17 protein-coding genes are annotated in these 21060 nt (G+C 46.9%); 10 read left to right on the top strand and 7 right to left on the bottom strand.

What is annotated here, in order from left to right:
- Positions 1–41: 41 nt before the first annotated feature.
- A complete protein-coding gene (locus tag ACEN86_RS15140; protein WP_495631430.1) occupies positions 42–269 on the bottom strand; it encodes an alpha/beta-type small acid-soluble spore protein in 228 nt (75 codons plus the stop codon).
- Positions 270–381: 112 nt separating this feature from the next.
- On the opposite strand from ACEN86_RS15140, the gene nrdR reads away from it, so the two are divergent.
- The gene (gene nrdR / locus ACEN86_RS15135; RefSeq protein ID WP_495631429.1) at positions 382–852 is read left to right on the top strand and encodes a transcriptional regulator NrdR; all 471 of its coding nucleotides are present in this window, start codon (positions 382–384) and stop codon (positions 850–852) included.
- Between the two features lie 28 nt (positions 853–880).
- On the top strand, positions 881–1057 hold the full coding sequence (locus ACEN86_RS15130; RefSeq protein ID WP_495631428.1) for a hypothetical protein: 177 nt from the start codon (positions 881–883) through the stop codon (positions 1055–1057).
- Positions 1058–1316: 259 nt separating this feature from the next.
- Here ACEN86_RS15130 and ACEN86_RS15125 read toward each other — a convergent pair whose 3' ends face one another.
- A complete protein-coding gene (locus ACEN86_RS15125) occupies positions 1317–2507 on the bottom strand; it encodes a glycoside hydrolase family 130 protein (protein WP_495631427.1) in 1191 nt (396 codons plus the stop codon).
- A gap of 2 nt (positions 2508–2509) precedes the next feature.
- Positions 2510–3682 (bottom strand): AGE family epimerase/isomerase, encoded by a 1173-nt coding sequence (locus ACEN86_RS15120; protein ID WP_495631426.1) that lies wholly within the window; start codon positions 3680–3682, stop codon positions 2510–2512.
- A gap of 227 nt (positions 3683–3909) precedes the next feature.
- Between ACEN86_RS15120 and ACEN86_RS15115 the strand changes: the two genes are divergently transcribed.
- Positions 3910–8178: a glycosyl hydrolase gene (locus tag ACEN86_RS15115; RefSeq protein ID WP_495631425.1), complete on the top strand. Its 4269-nt coding sequence runs from the start codon at positions 3910–3912 to the stop codon at positions 8176–8178.
- A gap of 182 nt (positions 8179–8360) precedes the next feature.
- On the opposite strand, the gene ACEN86_RS15110 is transcribed toward ACEN86_RS15115, so the two are convergent.
- Positions 8361–9404 (bottom strand): substrate-binding domain-containing protein, encoded by a 1044-nt coding sequence (locus ACEN86_RS15110; RefSeq protein WP_495631424.1) that lies wholly within the window; start codon positions 9402–9404, stop codon positions 8361–8363.
- A 447-nt stretch (positions 9405–9851) separates the two neighbouring features.
- Between ACEN86_RS15110 and ACEN86_RS15105 the strand changes: the two genes are divergently transcribed.
- The 7 genes from ACEN86_RS15105 (at position 9852) to ACEN86_RS15075 (ending at position 17297) form a co-directional block, all read left to right on the top strand.
- On the top strand, positions 9852–11186 hold the full coding sequence (locus ACEN86_RS15105; protein ID WP_495631423.1) for an ABC transporter substrate-binding protein: 1335 nt from the start codon (positions 9852–9854) through the stop codon (positions 11184–11186).
- A gap of 120 nt (positions 11187–11306) precedes the next feature.
- Positions 11307–12170 carry a carbohydrate ABC transporter permease gene (locus ACEN86_RS15100; protein WP_425464252.1) on the top strand — a complete coding sequence of 288 codons (864 nt, stop codon included), beginning with the start codon at positions 11307–11309 and terminating at the stop codon, positions 12168–12170.
- A gap of 2 nt (positions 12171–12172) precedes the next feature.
- On the top strand, positions 12173–13006 hold the full coding sequence (locus tag ACEN86_RS15095) for a carbohydrate ABC transporter permease (protein WP_127199947.1): 834 nt from the start codon (positions 12173–12175) through the stop codon (positions 13004–13006).
- Positions 13007–13050: 44 nt separating this feature from the next.
- Positions 13051–14073: a glycoside hydrolase family 130 protein gene (locus ACEN86_RS15090; protein ID WP_495631422.1), complete on the top strand. Its 1023-nt coding sequence runs from the start codon at positions 13051–13053 to the stop codon at positions 14071–14073.
- Positions 14074–14092: 19 nt separating this feature from the next.
- Positions 14093–15019 carry a glycoside hydrolase family 113 gene (locus ACEN86_RS15085; protein ID WP_495631421.1) on the top strand — a complete coding sequence of 309 codons (927 nt, stop codon included), beginning with the start codon at positions 14093–14095 and terminating at the stop codon, positions 15017–15019.
- A 142-nt stretch (positions 15020–15161) separates the two neighbouring features.
- Positions 15162–16124, top strand: coding sequence for an acetylxylan esterase (locus ACEN86_RS15080; RefSeq protein WP_495631420.1), 963 nt, complete (start codon positions 15162–15164; stop codon positions 16122–16124).
- Positions 16125–16145: 21 nt separating this feature from the next.
- On the top strand, positions 16146–17297 hold the full coding sequence (locus ACEN86_RS15075; RefSeq protein WP_495631419.1) for an SGNH/GDSL hydrolase family protein: 1152 nt from the start codon (positions 16146–16148) through the stop codon (positions 17295–17297).
- A gap of 88 nt (positions 17298–17385) precedes the next feature.
- Here the strand turns inward: ACEN86_RS15075 and ACEN86_RS15070 are convergent, their stop codons facing one another.
- The 3 genes from ACEN86_RS15070 to ACEN86_RS15060 all read right to left on the bottom strand — a co-directional run bounded on the left by ACEN86_RS15070 (position 17386) and on the right by ACEN86_RS15060 (position 20880).
- Positions 17386–18219 carry a hypothetical protein gene (locus tag ACEN86_RS15070; RefSeq protein ID WP_495631418.1) on the bottom strand — a complete coding sequence of 278 codons (834 nt, stop codon included), beginning with the start codon at positions 18217–18219 and terminating at the stop codon, positions 17386–17388.
- A 103-nt stretch (positions 18220–18322) separates the two neighbouring features.
- Entirely contained in the window at positions 18323–18919 is a 597-nt protein-coding gene (locus tag ACEN86_RS15065; protein ID WP_495631417.1) for a sigma-70 family RNA polymerase sigma factor, read from the bottom strand.
- A gap of 311 nt (positions 18920–19230) precedes the next feature.
- Entirely contained in the window at positions 19231–20880 is a 1650-nt protein-coding gene (locus ACEN86_RS15060) for a sensor domain-containing diguanylate cyclase (RefSeq protein WP_495631416.1), read from the bottom strand.
- Between the last annotated feature and the right edge of the window lie 180 nt (positions 20881–21060).

Genomic DNA, 21060 nt, shown 5'->3' with positions numbered 1-21060 from the left:
GGGCAGGTCACCCTGCCCAAATGCTCCGGTAAGAACTTTGACTATTGGCGGTATTGTCCAGCCAGTTGTTGTTCAGCAAGGGTTACCAGACGTTTCGTAATAGTACCCCCAATTGAACCGTTCTCATAAGAAGTCAGGTTACCTGCATAACCGTCTTGTGGAAAAGAAATACCCAGTTCTTGAGCAACTTCGTATTTCATTTGTTCGAGAGCTCCAGAAGCCTGTCTTACTACGAGATTATTGCTGCTGCTGTTGTTGTTTTGAGCCATTGTTGTTCACCTCCCTCCGGTTGGTACAACTATTATGTCTCGTGACTTGCAATCTCATTACGGAAAGAAACATGAATTTTTTGGGAATCCTAGAGAAGAAGGAAGTGATGATTTGAAGTGTCCTTACTGCGATTATTTGGGGACCAAGGTGCTCGATTCGAGGCCTGCCAATGATAATCGCTCTATTCGCCGCAGAAGAGAATGCGAGCAGTGCAGCCGGCGTTTCACTACGTTCGAGATGGTGGAAGAGACACCGCTGATTGTAGTGAAGAAGGGCGGAAGCCGGGAAGAATTCAGCAGGGAGAAGATGCTGCGCGGTCTGATTCGTGCCTGTGAGAAGCGTCCTGTCTCTGTCGAGCAGCTGGAGACTATCGTGTCGGAAGTGGAAAGGTCTCTGCGTCATACGGCAAGTGCAGAAGTGGAGAGCCGTTATATCGGCGAGCTTGTCATGGAGCAGCTCTATCCTGTTGATGAGGTCGCTTATGTCCGTTTTGCCTCGGTGTACCGGCAGTTCAAAGACATCAATATGTTCATGAAAGAGCTTAAAAGTCTGTTGTCCAAAAGCACAGTGGTAGACGATTAGAAGTATGAAGGTGAGGTTGAACCTGAGTATGGAGAAAAGCGCAGGCTTGTCGCTCGGCTTCCTGGCTGGAACCACATTCGGCAGCGGGATTTCCTTCCTCCTCAGCTGGCAGTCCTATGATTTGGTCCTGCTGGTGAGCTTCTGCGGGGCGGCGGGTGCCTTCGCCGGGCTGTACATCAGCCGGAAGGTAGCGGCGAAGTCTTAAGTCCGGTTCCAATGCGCAGCAGCAAGATGCGAGGTAGGAACACTGGAAGTATGATCTCGAAGTGTGAACAAGTTGAAGTATGATCAACCCGGGCGCATCATCTACTCGGGGAATGATCTCGGTCGGGAATGATCATTACGATGTATCATTTTGAAGGATCACCCAGCGAAGGAATACCAAAAAAGCAATTGACGGGGGGCCCGCCAATTGCTTTTTTTATTGAGCGCTAAGTTATTGGTCTTAGTTACTGAGCTTAGAGTTACTGCGCTAAGTTACTGCTCTTAAGCAGTTCTTCATTCCGCTCAATCAAGCTCTTCCGCTGAAGGGCGTTATCCAGGGACCGATATGGATCCTCCGGTGTATTGAACGTATAGTCCACCAGCTTCTCGAGTGTGGTTGTTGCAATATGAATGCGGGTATCACTGGACGCATAGTAGATGAACACATCGTTGTTCTCATTGACCACGGCACCGTTGCAGAAGATGACGTTCGACACATCTCCAACGCGCTCATCATCATAAGGCGCAATGAAGTGTCCGCCCGGCTTAGCGATAATCTTCGTTGGGTCTTCCAGACTTGTAGCGAAGGTATACAGTACATAACGCAGACCCGCTGCCGTATTGCGCACGCCGTGAGCGATATGAATCCAGCCTTTATCGGTCTTGAGCGGAGCCGGACCTTGACCGTTCTTCACTTCATACACCGTATGATATCTGCGCTCGTCGATAATATTTTCTTGATCAATCACCGGATTTAGAATGTCATCACACAGACCGAAGGCAATCCCGCCACCGGAACCCGTAGAGATGAAGCCATCCTGCGGACGAGTGTAGAAGGCGTATTTACCATCCACAAACTCTGGATGAAGCACTACATTACGCTGCTGTGGAGATTTAGTCTGAATGTTCGGCAGGCGCTCCCAAGTCTTGAGGTCTTTCGTTCTGACAAAACCAGCCTGGGCTACAGCACTGGAAGTATCAAATGGAGCTGCCTCCGGATCTTTGCTCTCCGAGCAGTAAATGCCGTAGATCCAGCCGTCTTCATGAAGTACCAGTCGCATATCATACATATTTGTCTCAGCTGCATCGATATCTTCCCATGTCAGGGGAGTATCAATAAAGCGGAAATTGTCAATTCCATTGTCACTTACAGCGAGAGCAAAGATCGATTTACGATCCAAGCCTTCGGTTCTGACAACCAAGTAGTATTTGCCGCCGAAGTAAATAGCGCCTGGATTAAGAGTCGCGTTAATTCCGAGTCTTTCCATGAAATGCGGATTGGTCTCTTCATTCAGATCAAATCTCCAGTGAACCGGAACGTGATGACGGGTAATTACCGGATATTTATATCTGTCATATACGCCATTGTAAAAATCCTCATTCAGTTCATTCTTGCGAGTGATCAGCTGCTCCTGCTTGGCAAGAACCTCTTTATATTTGGGATGTATCATGGTTATTCGTTCACCCTTTCCATAATTTCAAGACAGAATCGGCTGTTATGATATGGACATTTCCATGCCCCGTTAATTTCTCTTGGTGTAGGTGTGCCATCCGGCTCAATAGACCAGTACCATTCTCCGCCTGAGCGTTCATCAATCAGATTGTTCTTAATATAGATCCAGAGGTTGTCAGCGAGCTCCAGGAATCTTGGATCCTGGGTCCGCTCATAGGCATTGTAGAAGCCTACAATTGCTTCCGCTTGTACCCACCAGACCCGAGTCTTGTCCAGGTGATCTCCCTCTTGTTCATTCATCATGGAGCCGTCCTTCTGCATGGCATGATCGGCAATGTTGTACGCAATATCAATGACCATTTGAATATATTCCGGCTTCTCCAGGCCGAGTGCCCGAAGTGTCTGGTCAATCAGCCAGCTGGCTTCGATATCATGACCGAATGACTTGAGATCAAGCAGGGAGTTCCACTGTTTATCGAAGAACACGCCAAGGTATTTCGTCTTGGCATTGTAGATCTTGGAGTAGAGAATCTCGAGCAGGTTCTCAAGCGCGGCTCTTACACGGGAATCCGGCCAGACCTTGAAGAGATTCGTATACGCTTCCAAAACGTGAATATGCGTGTTCATCGTAATGTCAGCTACAACGCCATTTTCGCTTAGCATCTCATTAGGAGTTTCTGTCCATTTGCGATCGAACTCTTCCTTGTAGGCGTTAATCTCCTTGTCGAAGCCCACATCCTCGATCAGTAGGAAGAGCTGCTTGGCAAGCTCAAGTGCTTCCGGATCTTGAGAAGCTTTGTAGTACTCGCTGAGCGCATAGATTCCGAACGATTGGGTATAGACGTGTTTTCTAGTGTCTGCCGGGCTGCCTTTATAATCGACCATCCAATACAAACCCTGGTATTCATGATCAATGACTTTATCCCGCAGGAATTTATAGGCATGAGCGGCATACGGAAGGTATTTCTCATTCCTTGTGATGACGTAAGCGGAAGAAAATGCCCATAAAATTCTCGATGTGGCAATCCCGCCTTTATCTGCCTGTTCATTTCTTTGGAGTTCATAATTCACTTCGCCGTAGAATCCGCCATGGGATTCATCGATACAAGCTGACCAGAAGGGAAGAATGTGTTCGTGCAATTCCCGGGATACTTCTTGTTTTAATTTTTGCAAAAGAAAATCACACCTCCACAAAGTAAAGTAAACGATAACTTTATAAACTAATTCTAAATGCCAAAAAACTTTATGTCAATTGATAAAAGCAGAGCTAGAAGAGGTTATTTTACGAAAAATGTGAAAAAAAATACTAAATTTCAGATGTATTATTGACTAGTAAGCGCTATCAATATAAAATCTTTGTGAGTTTACCGTTAACTTAATATTATGTTATTGGAAGGGGTATGTTCGTGAAGAAAGGGAAAATGTTATCCGCATCAACCGTAGCACTGCTTGTCGTCTCTTTGCTTTCAACCTCAGGATCAACCTACGCGGCTTCGGGAAATGAGCCTGCAGGATCATCGGTATCCAGTACACACTGGGCTAACGCAGGTATTGAGAAGTGGAAGTCGAATGGCTTGATTCGTGGTTATGAAGACGGGTCGTTCCATCCTGACCAGCCGATTACGAGAGCGGAGTTTGCGACTATTCTTAACAAGGTGTTTGGTTATTATGACAAATCAGGCACTTCATTCTCGGATGTATCCGCAGATTTGTGGTATTCGGACGCCCTCACTATTGCGAAGAAAGCAGGGTATTACCAGGGGTTTGAGAACAATGAGGCACGTGCGAATACGAAGATTACACGTGAAGATGCAGTAACCCTCCTTGCACGAGCGTTTGTACTTAAAGGCAGTAATTCGGTATCTTTTAGCGATGCAAAGGATATTAAGGCTTATGCAAAAGAAGCCGTGAATGCGCTGATTCCATTTGTAAACGGTTACCCGGACGGTACGTTTAAGCCTAACGCTGCAATCACCCGGGCTGAGGTTGTAACCTTGATTGACAAGCTTGTAGCCGGATATTATGCGAACGCAGGGACCTTTCAAGGGGGCAGCATCCAGGGGAATGTAGTTATTAACCATGAGGGAATAACCTTGAAGGATACGACGATTGCCGGAAATTTATACTTGTCATCCGGGATTGCAGACGGCGAAGTTACACTTGATAATGTAACGGTAAAAGGAACAACCTTTGTGGCCGGCGGTGGAGATCATACGATTATCGTTCATAACTCTACGCTGGGTAATGTCGATGTGAATCGCAAAGAAGGCGGTGTGAGGGTGCTGGCGACAGGCACTACGGCAATGGGGCAGCTGGTTGCAAACAGCAAATCCAAGCTTGAGCTCGGCACAGGAACCTCTGTTGATCACGTTGTGGCTAATCAAGTCTTGGAATTAATCGCCGATACGGGGACAACGATCAAGAAGCTTGATGTACTAAGCACGGCAGCAGGAACAACCATTGATTCCAAAGGAAATATTGTTCTGTCGAACCTTCAAGCTAACAATGTAAAAGTGAACGGAAATCCGGCAGTGCTTGGGGATTTCAGTATCAATAATGGTCAAGTTATCGCAGGCACTGCGGGTACAGGAGCTTCCCAAGGTACTGGATCTACGGGAGGAAACGGCAGCGGAGGAAGTAATGGGCCGGTTGTTGGAACCGCAAATCTAGTTGATGCCGAGGCTTCAGATACGACGCGCGCCTTGTTCGCTTATTTGTCGGACACACGCGGGAAGCAGGTGCTCTTCGGACATCAGCATGCGACGGATGTCGGGCTGTCTTTTGCCAATGAGACTACAATCTCGGGTGAGCAATCTGACGTCTTGAACTCGGTCGGTGATCTTCCGGCTGTGTACGGCTGGGATACGCTGAGCTTAGAAGGGAAAGAAAAGCCGGGTGTTGCAGGCGACCTAGTCAAGAGCCGCGAGAATTTAGCTGATCTGATGAAGAAAGCCCATAACAAGAATGGCATTATTACACTCAGCTCGCACATGCCGAATTTTGTAACAGGCGGAAGCTTCAATGATACCAAAGGAAGTGTAGTTGAGCACATTCTTCCGGGCGGAAACAAGAATGCGGAGTTTAATGCTTTTCTAGATCAAATTGCTGAGCTTGCGAACAATCTGAAGGATGATCAAGGTAAGCTGATTCCAATTATGTACCGTCCGTTCCACGAGCAGAATGGCGGATGGTTCTGGTGGGGCGCTCAGACTACAACCCAAAGTGAATATGTAGAAATCTACAGATATACCGTGGAATATTTGCGTGATATTAAGCAAGTCCATAACCTGCTGTATGTATATTCTCCGAATGGTGCGTTCGGCGGGACCGAATCCAGATACCTGGCAACCTACCCAGGGGATGATTATGTAGATATTCTGGGTATGGATCAATACGATAACCAAGATAATCCAGGAAGTGAGGGATTCGTAAGCGGTCTGGTGAGTGACCTGGCTATGATCTCCAAGCTGGCGGATACCAAGGGTAAAATCGCCACCTTCTCCGAATTTGGTTACAGTCCGATGGGGATGAAGACTTCTGGCAACAAAGATCTGGAATGGTTCACCAAGCTCTTGAACGCTATTAAGAACGATCCAAATGCAAAGCGGATCGCCTATATGCTGACATGGGCGAACTTTAATCTGGATGGCAATCTATTCGTTCCTTACAAAGATGCCGGCAGTCTAGGCAGTCATGAGCTTCTTCCGGATTTCGTTAAATTCTATAACGATCCATATACGGCATTTGCCAAGGAAGTTGGAGATGTGTATGCCAAATCGGTGAAAGCCAGCACCGAGAAGCCATTCATGCATATCGCCTCCCCGGTTAACGGCTCTACCGTAAGATCGGCTACTACGAAGATCCGCGCTAGAGTGCTGAATGAGAAGCCATCCAAGGTCACTTATTCGGTGGAGGGGTCAACTACAGAAATTCCAATGGTATGGAACAGCGCAGAGAGCTATTACACTGCAGATTGGACGCCAGACGCTGCTCTAAATGGCAAAACAGCTGCTTTTACCGTACATGTGTACGATGCAAATGGAGTTCTTCAGCCAGAGCTTGACCAGACTAGCAAAGTCTTCGTCAAAGTTCCGGAAGCCTTGCTGAAGCAGTACGCATTTGACTCTGGTATCAGCGGAATCCTGAATAATGGCACCTGGTCTGCGAGCGGATCGCTGTCCATGAATACGGCTGAGGGTACGTTCAATAATAGCGGGGCGCTTAAGCTGGATGTAACCGGGCTGCAGCAGGCGGACACCTGGCAGGAACTTAAGCTTGGATTGTCTGATCTGGACAGTGCTATGCTCAAAGGAATCAAGCGTGTGAAATTTAATGCGTATATCCCGGTCAGTCTTGGAGAAGGTAATGCGGGAGCCAGTATTCAGGCTGTCGTGCAGCTTCCTCCGGATTATTCTGACCCGGGTAAGTTCGGTATGAACATGACTACGAAGAAGCTGACAGATTTGGATAAGACAAATGACGGGAATTATTATGTATATCCAGTAAGTATTGATATTACGAATCCTGAAGCTTCTGCCAACGCAACAGGTCTGGCATTCTCCTTGATTGGAAATGGACTTAGCGGAGATGGCTCCGTCTATGTAGATAATCTTGGACTTTACAGTGTGTATCAGGAACCAACCTCCGATCCGGCGGTGGTGGATGATTTTGAAGGATACATGGGCAGCTCCGATGCAGCAGCGGCCAAGTATATCTCTCAAGGGGATGGCGCAAAGGTAACTCTGAATACGGACAACAAACAAAGCGGGAATTACGGCATAGCCTATACTTACACCCTTGCTTCTCAGACGTATGCCGGAGTATCCAAGACGTTAAGCGATGTAGATTGGTCCGGATTCAACCAGCTGCAGGCGTGGATTAAGCCGGATGGTAAGGGGCAGAAGCTGGTTATCCAGATCCATGTGAACTCAGGAGATTACGAATATTATCCGGATACCACAACTACCGACGCCCGCTTGGAGAAAATGAACCTTGCAGAGTTTGTTCCTGTGCATGGTGCAACAGGTCCGCTGACCAAGGAGCTGTTAAAGACGGTGAGTAAGTTCTCCATTTATATTAATGCGGTTGGTAACTTTACCGGAACGAACACTATGTATTTCGATGACATCAAGGCTGTCTACGATAGCACGGCTCCAGTTCTATCTAACGGAGGCAGCGGGTCAGACAGCAGTGCACATGCTCCAGGGATTCTGTATGATTTCGAAAACGGCATACAAAGCTGGGGTCTGAATTCCAGCGAGAATAAAGCCAGTGCGGCTGCGCCTGAAGTGACTGTGGATGAGCACTCTGAAGGAGCGCAGGCGCTCAAGTCGGCCTTTACCCTGGGTACTGGGTCGTTTGAACTCAAGAATGATACGGCTCTGGATTTGACTGGCCTCAAATCAATCACAGTTAAAGTGAAGCTCTCTGCTGGCAAGGCCAAAGCCCGTCTATATATTAAGACAGGAAGCAATTGGTCTTGGTTCGATAGTGGAGTGCCGGATACCGCCAACGTGGATTCTGCGGGCTTTGCTACGATCACTCTTTCTCTGGATAGTGTAACGGACCTGAATCAAGTTAAATCCATGGGATTGAAGCTGGAATCCTTCGAGGGTTCAGGAGATTCCACTGTCTATATGGACGAGGTTACCCTTGTTGGAGTTAATTAAATAGACTTTCTGTAACTTAGAAGCAGAAGGTACCGATATGATTAAGGGGCTGCTCCAATTAGGACAGCTCCTTCTTCTGTTAGAGCTACTGTTATGCTTGTCTGTGTAACCAGAGAAATTCGGGACAACAGAAAAAAGGCCCCGTCTCAGGTAGAAATATCTGAGATGGGGCCCTTTCTATGTTATACCACGATCGATTGTGCTTTCTCACCTTGATTCTCGTTGGTGGAGCTGACAGAATCCCGGTATACAATCTTGCCTTGCACCAGTACGCGTCCGAAGCGCTTGTTCGGATGAGTAACCTTCTGCATAATCGAATTCACCGAGGTTGTCGCCATTTGTTCAATATCCACTTCAACCGTGGTCAAAGGAGGAGATGTTAACGTAGCATAAATATCATTATCGAACCCGACTACGGAACAATCTGATGGAACATCGTACCCCAGTGACTTCAGCTTGTCGGTTAACAGATAAGCAACCTGATCGCAGTTGCAGACAAAGGCGGAAGGTAAAGGGGTTGGAATCTCGATGTCGATGTATTTCCCTCGTTTGTCCCGGTCATTGATAATGTAATTGTTATTTAACGGAATATCATGCTCAAGAAGGGACTTGTAGTACCCTAGGAACCGGTCCTGAATACTGCTCGTGGAATGAATGTTGCCGACGTAAGCAATATCCTTGTGTCCATTTCGGATCAGGTAGTTCGTAATCTCGTAGGAACCATAGAAGTTATCGGTTATCACCGAGTCAATATCCGCATGTTCGTCATAGAAATCGGTGAAAATCTTAGGCAGCTCCATACTTTCAATGACTTCAATGTACTGCTTGCTGATCTGGCCAATAACGATAATCCCGTCAACCTTCTTCTCGGAATAAATTCTTGGAAGATTAAGCTGTTCTTCGTCCTCGCTGTTCAATATGTTAAGAATGCCGTAATAGCCATAACTGTCAAGAAGACTGGAGATATGCTGGTATATTCTTAAATAGAAGGATTGGGCGAGTCCGGTGAACCGTTCGGGAATAATAACACCTATATTGTAAGAGAGACCATCCTTCATCGATTTGGCTGCTGTATTGTACCGGTAGTTCATCTCAGCCGCAACCTGCTTAATCTTCGCCTTTAATTCATCGCTTACCCCTTCTTTGTCGCCCAAGGCTTTGGAGACCGTAACGCTGCTTACGCCCAGCTTCATGGCTATATCCCGCATAGTAACATTATTCTTCATCCGATCACCACCTAATCTCCCTGTGTTCAATTTCCAGAATCATCTAATTTATTACTCTTTAGTATACAAGCTAACTTGTTAATTATAAAGACAAAAACATTCATCTTTATACCTGAATATCTCAGAACTTACAAACCTTATCGAGTTACTTAACAATGTTTACCGTTAACTTATATTATCATTTTAATAATCCTTAATTCCTTTGTCAATGAAAGAGAGTAAGAATAAAATCAAGTAACTTTTGACATAATAATAAACACACAAAAGATGGAAGATTCAAAATTGTGAATGCTTGAAACCCTTGATAAATAAGGGTTTATTTGAGTATTTAAAAAAGCCTAACAAAAAACCTAAAAAAATGGATTGACGAGAAAGCGGTATCATTGTAAGATCAAGTTGTAACTTAAACGATAACTTTATAAAGGTTAAGGAAAGGGGTTTCATAAAGTGAAAAGACGTAAAATGCTATTAGGACTTATGTCGGCACTCCTGGTTTTTGCAATGGTAGGTTGTTCATCCTCTAAAAGTGAGGACACTGGCAGCAAAAGCACCGGAACAACCGGAACTGCTGCAACTGGTAAAGACCTTAAAGGGGACATTACAGTAATCACACAAAAAACAGATATCGTGGATACTGTGTTCAAGGATTACGCTCAGAAATTCAAACAAGAATATCCAAACATTAATGTTAAGTTCCAAGCGTTGTCTGATTATGAAGGCCAAATCAAAGTTCGCATGAACTCTTCCGACTACGGAGACGTACTCTTGCTGCCAACTAGTATTCCACTGGCTGACACACCTCAATTCTTCGAGCCGCTTGGTAACTTCGAGGACATGAAGAAGCAGTACAACGGTCTTGAAGAAAGAACAGTAGACGGTAAAGTGTACGGAATTCCAACAACAATTAACTTCAACGGTCTTGTATACAACAAGAAAGTATTCGCAGATGCAGGTGTTACAGAAGTTCCAAAAACTCCTGATCAATTCCTGGCAGCTCTCCAGAAGATTAAAGACAAAGGTGCTGCGGTTCCACTCTATACGAACTATGCAGCTGGCTGGCCTTTGACTCAATGGGAAGCTGATCTGACAACTGTAGCTGGTAACGTGGACTATGTTAACATTACCCAAGCCAACACAGACGACAACTTTGTTAAGGGTTCACCACATTATGAACTCTACAAATTAATGTACGATGTAGCTCAAAAAGGTCTGATCGAGAAAGATCCTACAACGACTGACTGGGAAACTTCTAAAGCAGATCTGGCTAATGGCAAAATCGGTACTATGGTTCTCGGATCTTGGGCTATCGGTCAAATACAAGGTCTAAGCAAGACTCCTGAAGATATCGGATTCATGCCTTTCCCAACCAATGCTGATAAAGTTATCATGCCACTTGCGGATGACTACACCATTGGTATCAGCTCCAAGAGCAGCAACAAAGAAGCAGCTAGAGCCTGGATTGACTGGTTCATCAACAAATCCACATATCCAACAACTGAAGGCGGCGGTATGAGCCCTGCTGTGGGCGCTGAGCTTCCTGCTACATTGAAGCAATTTGAAGGCACAGATATTGAATTCAAGTTCCAAACACCAGCTAAAGCAGGTCAAGAAGGTCTTGTAGACAAAATCGATAAAGACTCTGAAATTGGTCTCTGGCAGCCTGACTTCAAGAAACGCATCATTGAAGCTGCTATCGGTAACAAGAAAGAATCTTACGATGACATCATGAAAGATTTGAATGATAAATGGAAAGCATCACGTGCATCTGTAGCTAGTGAATAAGAGAGATTAACAGAAATAGCTTCTCATGGGGAGATGAGGAAAACGAGCGGTATGTTCGTTTTCCTTCTCTACCTTATAGGGAGGCAGGGACTATTGGAGGTGTGAGTGGTGTTCAAAAATATGAGCTATAAAAATCAGAGAAAATTAATTATTATAGCCTTCTCCCTGATACCGGTCGTTTTATTGTTCACTTTTGCCTATCTGCCGGTGATCAACATGTTTAAGTACAGCTTTACGAACTGGAATGGATACAGCGACCATTATAAATGGGTCGGCTTCAAGAACTACAAAACCATTTTTACGGATCCGAAATATTTCACCGTCTTTAAAGTCAGCTTGTACTATTTTGTAGCCACATTTGTTCAAATGGGCCTCGCGTTATATTTTGCAACGATCCTAAGCTTCAAAGTTCGCGCCAAGAACTTCTTCAAGGGCGTCCTGTTCTTCCCTTCCTTACTTAATGGGGTTGCCATCGGATTTATCTTCCTCTTCTTCTTCAAGCCGGACGGAACGCTGGATACAATCCTGAATTTCCTGGGACTCAGCAGTCTCTCACAAGGTTGGCTTCTTAACCCGAATATTATCAACGTCTCACTGGCTGGAGCTTCCATCTGGAGATATATGGGCTTCAACTTTATTATCTTCCTCGGGGCGATCTCTTCAGTAGGTAAAGACGTGTATGAAGCGTCCGATATTGATGGAGCGAATAAATGGCATCAATTCCGCCATATTATCATTCCAAGCATCAAGCGTATCGTTCAGCTTAACCTAATTCTCGGCATTAGCGGTGCGATCAGCGCCTTCGATATTCCATACATTATGACAGGCGGTTCCAATGGAAGTAATACGTTCGTGATCCAGACTGTCGACGTAGCATTTAAATTCAGTAAGCTTGGACTTGCATCTGCAATGGCTGTCGTACTGCTCTTCATTGTAGTGATTGTCACCATACTTCAGAACTTGCTGTCCAAGAAGGAGGATTAAATATGTATAAACTCAAATACACGGCTGCAAGCATATTTAAATACCTCTCTTTGATCATAGCTGCTTTTGTAGTGCTTATTCCGATCGTAGTTGTCCTGTTCGCTTCCCTCAAGACGGGGCAGGAATATGCGAATTCAAGTCCGCTGCAGCCTCCAACGGACTGGTTCAATTTTGCGAACTACAAGAAAGCGTTCATAGACGGAAAAATGCTGCTTGGTTTCGCCAATACCATCTTTATCGTGATTGTATCGATTGTTGGGGCTACGCTTATCGGCTCGATGATCGCCTTTGTATTAAGCCGGTTCAAATTCCGCGGCAGCAAGCTGCTTATGGGCGCTTTCCTGCTGGCAACCTTGATTCCAAGCGTAACTACACAAGTAGCTACGTTCAAAATTATCGATTTCCTGCACTTGGTTGATACACGTTTTGCGCCAATTCTGCTCTATCTCGGTACAGACATCATAGCGGTGTATATCTTCCTGCAGTTCCTGGATTCCATTTCAGAGTCTCTGGATGAATCGGCCATGCTTGATGGAGCTTCGTACTTCACGATTTTCTTCAGAATCATTCTTCCGCTGCTGGCTCCAGCTATTGTGACGGTCATCATCGTTAAAGGGGTTAACATTTACAACGACTTTTACACGCCGTTCCTGTATATGCCAAGCCAAGAACTGCAAGTGGTCTCAACGGCACTCTTTAAGTTCAAGGGACCTTACGGATCGCAGTGGGAAGTCATCTCAGCGGCCATTATTATCTCGATCATTCCGATTACCATTGCGTTTGTTTCCCTGCAAAAATACATCTATAACGGCTTTTCTCAAGGTTCAGTTAAGTAATCACAGCACTTATAAAATATATAGATAACCAAAGGAGAATTAAAATGGGACAATATCAGATCATTGGAGAGAACCTTAGCAAAATGCCTTGGGAGGATAAACCGGAAGGCAGTGTGGGCCCGGTATGGCGCCATTCCGCGAACCCGGTTGTGAAGAGAAATCCGGCTAAGGGAATTGCCCGTATTTTCAATAGTGCGGTTGTGGCTTATGGCGACGGATTTATCGGAGTATTTAGAGCTGAGACGATTAATGGACGTCCTCACCTTCATATGGGAACCAGTGAAGACGGACTTAACTGGACGATTGACGAACAGCGCATTGAATTCGTGAACGAGCAGGGAGAGCCTTTCCAGCCGCGTTATGCTTATGATCCACGCCTGGTGAAGGTAGAAGATTCCTACTACGTTATCTGGTGCACCGATTTCTACGGAGCGGCCATTGGTGTAGCGAAGACCGATGACTTCAAAACTTTTGTACGTCTGGAGAACCCATTCCTTCCGTTTAACCGTAATGGTGTTCTTTTCCCAAGAAAAATAGGCGGCAATTTCGTTATGCTGTCCCGTCCAAGTGACAGCGGACATACTCCATTCGGGGATGTGTTCCTCAGCGAGAGCCCTGACTTTGTATACTGGGGCAAACACCGACATGTGATGTCCAAAGGTGGAGATGGCTGGTGGCAATCCGTTAAGATCGGCGGCGGACCGGCTCCTATTGAGACTTCTGAAGGCTGGCTGATGTTCTATCACGGCGTAACCGGAACTTGTAACGGACTTGTCTACAGCATGGGTGCCGTTATTCTCGATAAGGATGAGCCATCCAAAGTGAAGTACCGTTCCAGCACGTATGTACTCACTCCGGAAGAGTGGTATGAAGAAAGAGGCTTTGTGGCTAATGTAGTATTCCCTTGCGCGACTCTTCACGATGCTGCTACTGGCAGAATCGCAATCTACTATGGAGCTGCAGATACTTATGTTGGCGTTGCTTACACAACTGTAGATGAAATTATTAATTACGTAAAAGAAACCAATGAAGTGGTAGGAGACGATCACGAAATCGGAATTATGTAGTTAAGGAGTGCTGCCAGGAATGGATTACATCAAAGGATTTACTTACGGCTGGATGGCACGCAAAGGAGATTTTCTGAAGCCGGAAGCGAAGGAATCGCTTAGACTCCTTCAAGAGAGAACAAGCACAACCCATGTTATTTTCGCACTCGCCGCCCTGCAGGATACCGCACATTCTACGAGCATTGATTATAAAGGGCGGCATATCGTAGACGACGAAGAATTGGTGGATATGATTCACTATGCGAGATCCCTGGGATTTAAGACCATTCTTAAGCCAACTGTGAATGTCAAAGACGGTACTTGGCGCGCGCATATCAACTTCTTCGATCTGGATGTTCCATGTGAGCCGAAATGGCGCGACTGGTTCGCCAGCTACACGGAATACCAGGAGCATTATGCAGCGATTGCACAGGCGACCGGCTGCGAAATGTACATTGCCGGCTGCGAAATGGTGCAGACCGAACGCCGTGCGGATGAATGGCGTCAGTGTATCGCGAAGATCCGCGAACATTATCATGGGCCTGTCACTTATAATACCGATAAGTATCAAGAAGGTAATGTCAGCTGGTGGGATGCTGTAGATGTCATCTCTTCCAGCGGTTATTATCCGCTTGGGGACTGGGATAATCAGCTTGACCGGATCGAGAAGATTATTGCACCGTTCCAGAAGCCTTTCTTCTTTGCGGAAGCAGGGTGCCCAAGCCGTGCGGGATCTTCCCAGATTCCGAACGACTGGAGTCTTGAGGGAGATGTGAACCTCAAGGAACAGGCAGACTTCTATGAGGATATGTTCGACAAAGCCAGCCGCAGACCGTGGGTAGAAGGCTTCGGCCTATGGGATTGGCGTCATTTGCTGTACGAAGAGGCTGAGGCCGCGAGCAATGATGACTACAGTATCTATGGCAAGCCTGCCGAGAAGATCGTTAAGGAATTCTATATGAAATGAACTGAAGATTGCAATGAGTCAGGACAGGCAGCAACTCCAGTGAATGTTTGGACCTTAGCGGTTATATGAACGAATCTTTAACAAGGTAGATCAAGACAGCCCGTCACAGACGGGCTGTTTATGCATAGAGAGGAGAATGGAAATGGCTTTTGAAATGTCGATAGAAGATTTGAAGACTTACATGGGGAGAAGTCCAAGACCGGATGACTTTGATCAGTATTGGGAACGCGGTCTTAAGGAGCTGGAGGCACAGGGTACAGAATATGAGCTTGTTCCGGCGGAGTTCCAGACCGAGCTTGCGGAGTGCTTTCATCTGTATTTTACAGGGGTAGGCGGGGCAAGAGTGCACTGCAAGATGGCCAGACCAAGGAAGCAAGAGAACCGGAAAGGTCCTGGATTTGCTATATTCCACGGATATTCCAGCGACAGCGGAGACTGGCTGGAGAAGGCAGCCTATGCTGCGCACGGCTTTACCGTACTGGCACTTGATTGCCGGGGGCAGGGCGGCTTGTCCGAGGATAATCTGAATGTGAAAGGAACGACGATCCGCGGCCACATTATTCGCGGACTGGATGATCCGAATCCGGATCATCTCTACTACCGGAATGTGTTCCTCGATACGGTGCAGACGGTCCGCATTCTGATGAGCATGGATCAGGTCGATCCTGAGCGGGTCGGCGTGTACGGCCAATCCCAAGGCGGAGCCCTAGCTGTCGCTTGTGCCTCACTTGAGCCGCGGGTGAAGATGCTTGTTCCGGTGCACCCTTTCTTGTCGGACTATAAGCGGGCATGGGAGACCAATATTACAAGCAGCGCTTATGAAGAATTGGTCTACTATTTCCGTATGTTCGACCCGAACCATAAGAGGGAGGACGAGATCTTCAATCGGCTCGGCTATATTGACATTCAGAATCTGGCGGACCGGATCAAGGCCAAAGTGCTCTGGATTACCGGGCTTAGCGATCCTATCTGCCCGCCTTCCACCCAGTTTGCAGCCTATAACAAAATTCAGTCGGAGAAGGATGTACTGCTGTACCATGAGTATGGCCATGAGTATCTTCCTTATCTGTCCGACCGACTATTTCAGGTAATGTCAGAGCTATAACAGGGAGAGAGGGTTTCTTTCATGACACAAATTTGGAATCACCGCAGAGGGCTTGGGCGGACCCTGCAGCGGATCAGCGAAGGCACGCTCACGCTTGGCTTCATCGGAGGCTCCATCACAGATGCGCGGCCTCGTCACAATTGGCCGGAACCGGTGATCGCCTGGTTCGCGGAAGTATTTCCGCAGGTCACCCTAAAGGTGGAGAATGCTGCTATTGGGGCCACGGGCAGCGACCTGGCTGTATTTCGTGCACAGCGGGACTTGATTGACCGGGGCGCCGATCTGGTCTTCGTGGAATATGCGGTGAACGATTACGGCGAACCGCAGGAGAAGCGCGGCCGGACGCGCGAAGGACTGATCCGCCAGCTGCTTGCAGGGGAAGGCCGAGATGTCGTACTTACCTATACCTACATGCAGGAAATGTATGAAGCCATGATGAGCGGGGAAGTGCCGGATTCCATTGCCGAGCTTGAACAGCTCGGTGAGCATTATGGTCTCGGCTCCATCTGGATGGGGAGATATGCCCTGGATGAAGTACAGAAAGGCCGAATGAGATGGCAGGAATGGCTCCCGGACGGCCTGCATCCGACTGCGCGCGGCAGCTTGAGCTATGCTCACAGTGTGATCCGATTCCTGGAACAGGAATTGGTGGAGCGGCGTGGCGAGGATAGGGCTGAACCCGAAGGTGAACCTGGATCTGAGCCGGGATCAGAGTCCGGATTAAAATCCGGATCCAGCGCATGGAACTGCCCTGATCCGCTGAATCCGTATAATTGGGAACGGGTAGAGCATGTTCCCTTCGAGAACATGAAGTGGCAGGGACCTTGGGTTATTCGCAGATGGGTGAATCTCGAATGGATTGACCGGGTGCTGGAGACGGCAGCGGTGGGAGCCAAGCTATCCTTTGAGTTTGAGGGGCGAGGCCTTGCGCTTGGCTTTGATTTCGGCAAAGCCTCCTCAGAATTCAAGTACCGCCTGGATGGCGGGGAGTGGAAGATTTCCTCACGCGATCGGCCTGCCTGGGTAGGGGATGAAGGATGGCTTCGGCTGTTGGTGATCGCGGACGATCTTGCCGAGGGGTCTCATGAGATTGAGATCGAAGTCGTTCACGGCAGCTCGGAATCATGTACGGGTACCGATTTTCGTCTGGCTTTTGCGGGTGTAATTAAATAATAGAGCAAAGGGCACCTCAACAATCAGGTGCCCTTTGCTGTATATTCAAGTCTACATAAGGCTGCGCCGAAGCGGAATTGATCAACTATTATAGACTTTGAGCCGCTTGGATTAATTGTTGTTTTGTAACAGATGGAGAATCTGTTCCGACTTGATAAATAAGGGTCTGATCTCCTTTTTCCTCAATCCACAGGATGTACTGAGAGATCTTACTGACGCCGTATAATGATTGATTGTCCAAGGTATAGTGGGCTGGATGTCCATGAATGTTCAGAGCTTCATACACGGATGAAGGCGAGGTGACCCCATCCATCTTAACTTTCTCATGTGGAATCTGCAAAGTATAATAGATCGTCTGCTGCTGTTCATTACGGTATAAGGAAGTGTAAAAATTAAAAATCGGCTTTGACTTTGCCGTTGTTTTACGCCAAACCACATCTTGCCCCGTCTTTTTGCTCTCGGCTTTCATATCATCCAGAAGCTTGAAAGCAGCACTATCGATAAAAGCCCCGAAGGCAGGTGACTCCATACCCTGGGCGAACTTGAATGATCCAGGCAGAGACTCTGGAATGTGTTCTGTAGGATTATGAAGAGTCACTGTCTTGCTCCAGCTGTCTAGGTCCTTAACGACTTCGGGATTCGATACCGATTGGAATGCGTATCTATTCGCTCCCAGCTCTGCGAAATATAAGACGGCGGTCTCTCCCTTCTTCAACTTAGCTTGCACTTCACTTAGAGAATGCCGCATTTTCTCCACAAGGCCGCTATCCAGCATTACTTCCTCATTCGCGGTGTAATTAATTTTCACATTCCCCTGCTCCTCTTGGAAGAGAAGTTTACCTCCTGCCAAAGCGAAGCCGCATAATAGAACAAACAATACACCGATTACTGCGACATTGGGTAACTTCCATAATCTCTTCATTTGTTTCTTCCCCTTTTTTGCCGCCAGGCTCTCCCTGTATACCCCCATGATTCTAGAATCTAAGGCAGGAGGAGGAACGATATTTATTGAGTTTTGTTGAAACTCATTTTTGAGCTGATTTTCCATGGACATATCTATTCATCTCCTTTCTCTGATCCTGGATCTTGAAGTGTTTGCGCATGTGTTTGAGGGCATGGTGATGTCTGGATTTCACGGTGCCTAACGGAATTTTTAGCAGATCAGATATTTCTTCCAATGAACAATCCTGATAGTATCTAAGAACGATAATCTCTTTAAACTTTAGCGGTAAGATCTCCAATATCGGGAGCAGCTCCATGCGGCTATACAAAACTGCCGTTCGAAGCTCCGAATTCCTATCGGTCATGTCGTAGGTTACGGATTTTATCTTCTCCATGATGCGAAACCGGAACCAGCTCTTTCGCTGCCAATTCCGTACTTGCCTGATAATCAAACCATTGAACCATGACCTGAACTTTTGATCCCGCTGATAATTATCGAGACTCTTCAGAAGTTCTATATACACCTCACTCATAAGATCTTCTACATCCTGTTTGTCTGAAGCAAGATAGTAGATTAATCTGTAAGCGTGGTCCCTTGTTAATTCATAGATCATCTGAAAAGCCTCTTCATTTCCTTGACTCATCCGGATAAGCCAAGGGTGTATCTCTATGTCCTCCATAGGGCCGGCCTCCAATCGGGTCTTACAATAGATATTGGCTATTTTTCTGTAAAAGGTTCAATTTAAATTCTACACAAACTGATTTTACAATTTTAATCTGTTCTTCAGTTTTATATAAGGTTCATTTAAGTTACGGGAGGTATAGTTAGGACATCCCTCTTCTTCGCCTTATATATAGAGGACAGGCCAGTCTCCCAACTGGCCTGCCCCAAGAGACGAATGCCATGCCATCACCTGGTGATGACATGCAGCAAGAACCCCCTGCCTTATTATCCGGCAGGGGGTTCTTCGTTGTTCTGGCATGATTTTGCTTAAGAAATCTTATTAATACTGCTGTTCGAAATAAAGGTTACACAGTTCTTGCCTGCCCCTTTGGAGAGATACAGTGCTTCGTCTGCCTGATTGAGGACTTCCACCGGATCAGGGCTGTCCACCGGATACAGGGCACCTCCTATACTGCAGCCGATGCTTACCGACTGACCTTCAAGATGGAAAGGATCATTGATTGATTTGATAATCCGGTTAGCGACGGCCGTGGCCTCAATGACCGGCTTTTGAACAGAGGTGCATAAGACAATGACAAATTCATCCCCGCCCATGCGGCAGACCAGCTCATCTTCCCGGACAATGTCCTTCAAGCGCTCTGCGACCTTCTGGAGCAGAACGTCACCGGCCTGATGCCCCAGCGTATCATTAATGGATTTGAAGCCGTCCAGATCCATATAGAGGATAGTCAGCGTAGAGGCTTTCCCTGTAACCTCACGTAGGGCCTGCGACAGATAGTCGCTGAGCGCCATCCGATTGGGCAGCCCTGTCAGCTTGTCGTGCATGGCAAGCACGGACATCTCTCCGAGCTTATCCTCGGTATGAGTCAGGTCTGCTACCAAGTTCCGCAGGGAAGATGATAACACATCAATATCACGAATCCGCTTGTAGTGAGGGATTTCAGCAGCTTCCCCTTTTCGCAGCCGGTCTGCTGCCTTCGCGATTAAGTTCAGAGGTCTTGCAATCCACCCGGCAATCAACCAACCGAGGATCGCGAACATAGCAGCCGCTATAGTCCCGGTAATAATAATGGTGAGGAGCAGATGATTTGTAGCGGCAAAGGCAATCTCTACCGGCTGACGGATCAGGATGGACCATCCAAGTCCCGGATAGGACAAGTATCCTTTTCCATAAGCATATCCGGTCAAGTAGGACTTACCGTCTGCGTACTGCTCGGTCTGCCAATGATTCTGTCCAGACTGTGCTTCAGTTACGGAATCGGATTTGAGCGGTTTCCCCAGCATGTCCGCTGGCCCCAGGATCACGGTGTTATCCTTTTTGCTGACTACGATAATACTTAGTTCATCCAGACGATTCTTCAGGGGCGACAGGATAGACTTCTCCACTTCTCTCGACCATTCCCAGCTTAAGTGTGCGGCCAATACCCCTACCAGCTTCCCGTCGCTGCCATACACGGGGGTACTGATATCCACAAATTGCAGGGGTTCATTGCTCGGATGAGGAATCAGCTTGGCAAGCAGCTTGGCATCATGTACATCACCGACAAAAGTCTGCTTGAGCGCATTCTTATACACGGGACGTTCTGCCAGGTTAGCCCCAGTCAGGATTCCATCTGTGGATGCCAGAACCTTGCCGCTTGGATCGGTGAATCCGGCCCAGGTGAAGACCGGGAAGCTCTTCTTGAGTTCATCCAGGAGTCTGCGCATATCACTTGGACTCTTGGCGTCCCGGAAAGTATCGAGCTTACTTAACACTTGAATCTCGCCAGCTCGTGACCACATGAAATAGTCGAGCTTCTCAGCCATTTGGTAAGAGACTTCAGCCAGGGAGGAACCGATCGTATTCTCGATTTCCTTGGAGGACTCTTTGCCGATAATCAGGCATAACACGGCCGTTAATACTACAATCAGCCCGGAGAGGGCAATGGTGAAAAAGGTACGCAATCGAAAAGACACATTCATTCTCCTAACCCGTCGTTTCTCTTTGTCGAATCATGTTTATTTTGTCGAAAATTATGTATATCTATATATCGGCTGTGAGGGTGGTAATTTTAAGTTAACTGGGAATTTGGAGGGAGTTAAATAGGTACTGTGTTCAAATTTATTAGAGAAGTGAATACCTCACCGGAATATTGC

Source organism: Paenibacillus sp. Paensp111 (genome assembly GCF_059492195.1).
This window is presented reverse-complemented; position numbering and strand designations above follow the sequence as displayed.

Excerpts from the sequence above, each read along its gene's own strand:
- ACEN86_RS15110 (WP_495631424.1), bottom strand. The coding sequence starts at position 9,404 with ATGAAGAATAATGTTACTATGCGGGATATAGCCATGAAGCTGGGCGTA.
- ACEN86_RS15090 (WP_495631422.1), top strand. The coding sequence starts at position 13,051 with ATGGGACAATATCAGATCATTGGAGAGAACCTTAGCAAAATGCCTTGG.
- ACEN86_RS15140 (WP_495631430.1), bottom strand. The coding sequence starts at position 269 with ATGGCTCAAAACAACAACAGCAGCAGCAATAATCTCGTAGTAAGACAG.
- ACEN86_RS15070 (WP_495631418.1), bottom strand. The coding sequence starts at position 18,219 with ATGAAGAGATTATGGAAGTTACCCAATGTCGCAGTAATCGGTGTATTG.
- ACEN86_RS15130 (WP_495631428.1), top strand. The coding sequence starts at position 881 with ATGGAGAAAAGCGCAGGCTTGTCGCTCGGCTTCCTGGCTGGAACCACA.
- ACEN86_RS15080 (WP_495631420.1), top strand. The coding sequence starts at position 15,162 with ATGGCTTTTGAAATGTCGATAGAAGATTTGAAGACTTACATGGGGAGA.
- ACEN86_RS15125 (WP_495631427.1), bottom strand. The coding sequence starts at position 2,507 with ATGATACATCCCAAATATAAAGAGGTTCTTGCCAAGCAGGAGCAGCTG.
- ACEN86_RS15075 (WP_495631419.1), top strand. The coding sequence starts at position 16,146 with ATGACACAAATTTGGAATCACCGCAGAGGGCTTGGGCGGACCCTGCAG.
- ACEN86_RS15095 (WP_127199947.1), top strand. The coding sequence starts at position 12,173 with ATGTATAAACTCAAATACACGGCTGCAAGCATATTTAAATACCTCTCT.
- ACEN86_RS15100 (WP_425464252.1), top strand. The coding sequence starts at position 11,307 with ATGAGCTATAAAAATCAGAGAAAATTAATTATTATAGCCTTCTCCCTG.
- ACEN86_RS15115 (WP_495631425.1), top strand. The coding sequence starts at position 3,910 with ATGTTCGTGAAGAAAGGGAAAATGTTATCCGCATCAACCGTAGCACTG.
- ACEN86_RS15085 (WP_495631421.1), top strand. The coding sequence starts at position 14,093 with ATGGATTACATCAAAGGATTTACTTACGGCTGGATGGCACGCAAAGGA.
- ACEN86_RS15065 (WP_495631417.1), bottom strand. The coding sequence starts at position 18,919 with ATGGAGGACATAGAGATACACCCTTGGCTTATCCGGATGAGTCAAGGA.